Below are 3,252 nucleotides of genomic sequence, written 5' to 3' on the forward strand. Positions count from 1 at the left end.
GGTGCTGCTGCTTTTGATCGTGCAGAAGAGCGCAAAGTTGAACTGCTTAAAGCCGGTGGGTTCAATGCGGTAAGAACTTCCCATAATCCACCTTCCGAAGCATTTCTTGATGCCTGCGACAGATTAGGTCTTCTCGTAATGGATGAATCTTTCGATTGCTGGAAAATTGGAAAAAACAGTAACGATTATGCAAAATATTTCAACCAGTGGTGGAAAAAAGATTTGCAGGCAATGATTTTGAGAGATCGTAACCACCCTTCGGTTTTCATGTGGAGCATAGGTAACGAAATTGTAGAACGGGGAAAACCCGAGGCTGTTGAAACGGCTAAAATGCTTTTGCAGGAAGTAAAAAAAATAGACACTACAAGGCCGGTAACTTCTGCAGTTGTGAATTTTGGCAAATGGGAAAACCTGGATTCTTTGATAAACGTACACGATGTTGCGGGTTACAATTACAACCTGCATACTGCGCCAGACGATCATAAAAGAGTGCCTTCCCGTATCATCGTTCAAACGGAATCCTATCCTAAAGATGCTTTTGCCAATTGGAAACTGGTACAGGAAAACAATTATGTAATCGGTGATTTTGTTTGGACAGCGATGGATTATCTGGGTGAGTCAGGCATCGGCCGTTGGTATTATTCTGGGGAGACACCTGGTGAACACTGGGAAAATAATTTTTTTCCATGGCATGGTGCTTATTGTGGTGATATCGATCTGACCGGATGGAGAAAACCTATTTCCCATTACCGGAGTATGTTGTACAATAATAACGAAAAACTCTATATGGCCGTTCGTGAACCTGCTCCGGAACCTTTAGARATCAAAGAAACCTGGTGGTCTGTATGGCCAACATGGGAAAGCTGGACATGGCCAGGTTTTGAAGGAAAAACAGTTCAGGTTGAAGTGTATGCTAAGTATCCTAAAGTTAGGCTTTACCTTAATAACAAACTGATAGGTGAACAGGCAACTACACGCGAACAACAGTTTAAAGCTACTTTTCAGGTTCCATATGCTGCGGGTTTGATTAAAGCCGTAGGTGTAGAAGATAATAAAGAAACGGGATCAGCCATCCTGAAAACTGTTGGAGAGGCTGCAAAAATAACACTAACAGCAGACCGGAAAGAGATCTTGGCCAACGGACAGGATTTGTCGTACATCACGATTGAAGTAACCGATAAAGAGGGAACAATTCAACCTAATGCGGCCAACCGTTTGCATTTCAAAATCGAAGGTCCGGGCGTAATTGCAGGTGTGGATAATGCTGATCTGAAAGATTTTGAACAATACGTGGGCAATACACGTAAAGCCTGGAAAGGTAAAGCTTTAGTTGTGATAAAGAGCAAACATGAAGCTGGCGAGATCAAACTAACGGTTACCTCGCCTGATTTACCAGCGGAAACTTTAACCATCAAAACAGCAATTAAAGATTTAAACCACAAGAACTAAGTTCCCATGTTAAAAAAAACTATACCACTGATTATATTAACACTGTTTATTTCGGCATTATATCCGTGCCGAACATGGCACAAGGGGACTGGCGTCGATCGTTAATTCCAAGTACCGGTTGTTTGTCGAAAAAATTGTAACCGAGATGGGCAGGCGCTATGGTCAGCATAAAAATGTAACCGGATGGCAGCTGGATAATGAGCCCGATGCCAAACCCGATTATAGCGTGTCTTCACAGGAGGCTTTCAGGCAATGGCTAAAAAGCAGGTACAAAACCATTGATGCTTTAAATGATGCCTGGGGTACAGCTTTCTGGAGCCAGTGGTACAATAATTTCGACCAGGTTATGATCCATAACACCAATCTGGTTGGCTGGTGGGGTAACAATCCGCATGCCCTGCTCGATTTTAAGCGCTACTGTGCCGATGCGCAGGCCGAATTTCTCGATTTTCAGGCCGGCACCTTACGCGGCCTCATATCGAAGCAGCAATATATCACCACTAATTATACCGCGGTCTCTACCGGTTCTGATCCGGGGCGGACAAAGAAACTCGATTTTGCAGCTTATACTGCTTATCCTAATGGTGGCAGCGACAACATTGGCGAACTGGGATTTAGGATGGGAGATAGCCGGGTCATTCTTTTTGCATCAGAATATTTTAAGCGTGTAGGAGGCGTATCGGGCGTGATGGAAATTCAGCCTGGTCCTGTAAACTGGGGAAGCTACAACCCACTTCTTTTGCCCGGAACAGTGCGCATGTGGCTGTACCATACCTTTGCTGCGGGTGGGAAACTTGCCTGTTCTTATCGGTTCAGGCAGATTTTATACAGTGCCGAACAATACCATTCTGGTGTGATACAAACAGATGGGGTTACCCCTTCGCAAGGAGGTGAAGAGTATATCCAGTTTATGAAAGAAATAAAAGAACTGAGAAAGCTGTACAGGCCAGGGGCTAAAGTGCCTGAAAAATTGACGGAACGCTCAACCGCCATTCTTTGGAACCTGGAAAATTACTGGACCATCGACAGGCAGAAACAGACCAACCAGTGGGACACATGGAACTATCCCGTTAAGTTTCTGGAAATGGCAAAATCTTTGGGAGCCCCTGTTGATATAGTACCGGAAACTACTGATCTGTCGAAATATAAGGTGGTAATTGTTCCTGCTTACGAAATGGCCGACTCGGCTTTGGTAAAGAAATGGAATGATTATGTAACCCGTGGCGGACATTTGATTATTACCTGCCGTACAGCAACCAAAAACCGCATGGGGCATTTCTGGGAAGGTAAACTGGCAGCGCCAATTTCGGGCCTTATCGGTGCACAGATTATGGCAACCGATATGCTTTCTGCTTATGCGAAAGGAGACATCCAGATGGGCTCAGAGCACTACAAATGGAATAAATGGGGCGATCTGTTGCAGCCCGATCAAAAGACCGAAGTTCTTGCTAGATTTGAAAACCAGTTTTATAAAGGAAAGGCAGCTGTTGTAAAACACAAAATCGGTAAAGGATCGGTAACCTACATTGGTGTGGCCACAGACGATTCTAAGCTGGAAAAGGATCTGTTACGCGATACTTATACCGGAGCAGGGGCAACTACCGAAAATTATCCACCAGGTGTTTATGTTTATTGGAGGGATGGGTTTTATATGGCCGTAAATTATTCTTCTACCGATTATATCATAAATATTCCTGCAGATTCGAAGATCATTGTTGGAGAAAAAACATTGAAACCTGCTGGTGTATTGGTTTGGAGCGAGTAAACGTCGTATTCTTCATATCACTGCAATGGTTGGAACCC

General features: G+C 44.1%; 2 protein-coding genes. Both read left to right on the forward strand.

Going from position 1 to position 3,252, the window contains the following annotated elements:
* Positions 1-1,449 (forward strand): glycoside hydrolase family 2 TIM barrel-domain containing protein (locus AC1DND_RS26390; RefSeq protein ID WP_477585636.1); only part of this gene is annotated, 1,449 nt, incomplete at its 5' end.
* A gap of 61 nt (positions 1,450-1,510) precedes the next feature.
* The gene (locus tag AC1DND_RS26395; protein WP_477585638.1) at positions 1,511-3,214 is read left to right on the forward strand and encodes a beta-galactosidase; all 1,704 of its coding nucleotides are present in this window, start codon (positions 1,511-1,513) and stop codon (positions 3,212-3,214) included.
* Positions 3,215-3,252: the final 38 nt, after the last annotated feature.

It is taken from the genome of Pedobacter sp. 01N416, assembly GCF_056399685.1.